Source organism: Neobacillus drentensis, from assembly GCF_036966985.1.
In the GTDB taxonomy this organism is placed as follows: domain Bacteria; phylum Bacillota; class Bacilli; order Bacillales; family Cytobacillaceae; genus Neobacillus; species Neobacillus drentensis_E.
The window spans coordinates 5,232-7,631 of the sequence record NZ_JBALSN010000366.1 but is presented as its reverse complement, the minus strand read 5'-3'; the positions used below and the strand labels follow the sequence as shown (position 1 = coordinate 7,631).

Below are 2,400 nucleotides of genomic sequence, written 5' to 3'. Positions count from 1 at the left end.
AACCAGATCTTAATGCGTATTTAAACAGCCTCCATCCATCGATACCCATTAGAAATTTATCCGACCTCATTGATTTTAATAAGAACAATGAAGAGAAAATGCTCAAATACGGTCAGGCGGTCCTAATCAAGTCTGAGGAAACAAGTGGAGCGTTAACAGAAGCAGCTTATGTTAACGCATTGGAGTTCGACCATTATCATTCGAAAAAACAGGGAATTGATTTTGCTTTGGAAACATTTAGCCTGGATGTGATTGTTTTTCCAAGTGAAGAAGGTTCTCATATTAGTGCAAAAGCTGGTTATCCATCCATTGCTGTTCCAGCTGGTTATACGGCAGAAGGGGAGCCAGTCGGGATTACTTTTGCAGGAACGGCATATAGCGAGCCATCTTTAATCGAAGTGGCTTATGCATTTGAGCAAATGACTAAATTTAGAAAAGCGCCGGTCCTTGAAAAAGAATAAGACTAATTATTTTCACTCATACTATCAATGTATTTCTCAAAAAGGAGCTGGTAGGTATGGGAAGACAGAAGCTAGGAAATCAAAATGCTCAGCGAAATAATAATCGCAAAAAGCCAATGAGAGATAGTGAAGAACTGGTTGAATTTACAACTGGTGAAGGGATAAAACACAATCGACCAAATAGTAAATAATAAAGCGCGCCTCCTTCTGAGCAAGGAGGCGCTTTTTGTAACTTGTTAATAACCAAGTCTCACTCTTCAGCAAGTAATTTAAGTGCTTTTTTAGCGGGTCCTTCGATTACATCGCCTGAATATGCATACCGTGAGCCGTGACAAGGACAATCCCATGTTTTTTCTGCATGGTTCCATTCGCATTCACAGCCAAGATGGGTGCAAGTGGTATCAACGATATAGAGCTTACCGTTTTCGTCTTTATAGGCCCCCGCCCTTTTCCCGTTATACATCACAACAGATCCTTCGCCATCCGACAGATCGTCCGGGTCTCCTGGAACAATTTCAAGCTTGCCTTTGATGAGGTGCTTGGCAACATCCACATTGGTGCTGACAATGCTTTTTAAATCCGGATCGGAATGGAACCTGGACGGTGAATAAAGCTCTTTGTATGGATTCTCGTTGTTTAACACATAATCTGATAATAAACGGCCAGCCATGGTTCCTGTCGTCATCCCCCATTTTTTAAACCCCGTAGCCACTAAAATATGCTCCCGTTCAGAAGTGATTGGGCCAATATATGGGAGCTTGTCCAGTGTAACTAAATCCTGTGCAGACCAGCGGTAATCATATTCCTTAATCCCAAAAACTTCTTCCGCAAATGCTTCAAGATTTTCAAAATGGGCAATAGTATCAATGCCTTGACCTGTTTTATGGTTTTCCCCACCAATAATAATCAGGTTTTCCCCATTTAGCGGTGTATAACGAATGGAGCGGGTTGGACTGTCCGCACTAATATACATTCCACCAGGGTACTCTTTATCTGTTTTAATTCCGATTGCATATGAGCGATCCGCATACATACGCGCGAAATAAAGGCCTGGCAAATCGTAAAATGGGAAATGAGAGGCAATGATCACTTTAGTACAAGTGACGTTGAAACCGGATTTTGTTACAACTTTTGACTGCTGGTCATCATCTTCAATGTCGGTAGCAGTAGTATTTTCAAACACCATACATCCGGCTTGCACTGCTTCATCCAACAGAACTTTTAAATATTTAAGGGGATGAAACTGGGCCTGATTGCGCATCATTAAGGCAGCTTTCACTTCAATATCGAATGGGATGGTATCCTTTAATGCACCATCTATATCAAGTCGTTTATAGGCTTCCCACTCTGTTACTAGCTTTTTTTTATATTCATCAGTGACTGCATAAATATAAGCATCTTGTTTGCTAAAATCACAATCGATTCCTTTTTCGTTCACATTACTTTCCACAAATTGTATGGCATTCATATGTGATTCAAAATACAGTCTAGCCTTTTCCTCTCCAAAATGGTTAATAAATTCATCATAAATTAACCCGTGTTGTGCGGTTACCTTCGCCGTGGTATGTCCAGTGGTACCATTCAACACACTACCAGCCTCTAAAATGGCCACCTTTACCCCCTGCTTCGAAAGTAAATTAGCAGCTGTAATCCCTGTAATCCCCGCTCCAACAATGGCAACATCGACAGATATATCTTCAGTTAATTTCTTAAAAGATGGTAATTCTATTTCACGCCAATACGTTTTTGGGAATTGTGGAATTTTTTCAGATGAACGCATATATACTCCTCCAGCCTAAAAAAATGACATCATAATTAATTTTCCCAAAGAAGTTAAAATAAATGTAATCAAGGAAGGATTTTCTTAACGTAGGCTGTGTTTAAAGGTTAATGTTGATTTAGGCACTCTGTTGATTGGAGAGGAAGGCACGATGACTCC

2 protein-coding genes and 1 pseudogene (1 of these 3 cut by a window edge) are annotated in these 2,400 nt (G+C 40.3%); 2 read left to right on the top strand and 1 reads right to left on the bottom strand.

All coding sequences use genetic code 11. The annotated features are described in order from the left end of the window. Together V7659_RS22125 and V7659_RS22120 are read left to right on the top strand one after the other, a co-directional pair. Positions 1-461: pseudogene (locus tag V7659_RS22125) on the top strand (amidase family protein); it begins 1,019 nt to the left of the window's first position. Positions 462-517: 56 nt separating this feature from the next. Next, positions 518-652: a hypothetical protein gene (locus tag V7659_RS22120; RefSeq protein ID WP_283877705.1), complete on the top strand. Its 135-nt coding sequence runs from the start codon at positions 518-520 to the stop codon at positions 650-652. A gap of 59 nt (positions 653-711) precedes the next feature. Here the strand turns inward: V7659_RS22120 and V7659_RS22115 are convergent, their stop codons facing one another. Next, a complete protein-coding gene (locus V7659_RS22115) occupies positions 712-2,241 on the bottom strand; it encodes an FAD-dependent oxidoreductase (protein ID WP_335542316.1) in 1,530 nt (509 codons plus the stop codon). Positions 2,242-2,400 lie beyond the last annotated feature (159 nt).

What these genes read in the sequence shown, in the direction of transcription:
- V7659_RS22120 (WP_283877705.1), top strand. Translation starts at nt 518, where the DNA reads ATGGGAAGACAGAAGCTAGGAAATCAAAATGCTCAGCGAAATAATAAT.
- V7659_RS22115 (WP_335542316.1), bottom strand. Translation starts at nt 2,241, where the DNA reads ATGCGTTCATCTGAAAAAATTCCACAATTCCCAAAAACGTATTGGCGT.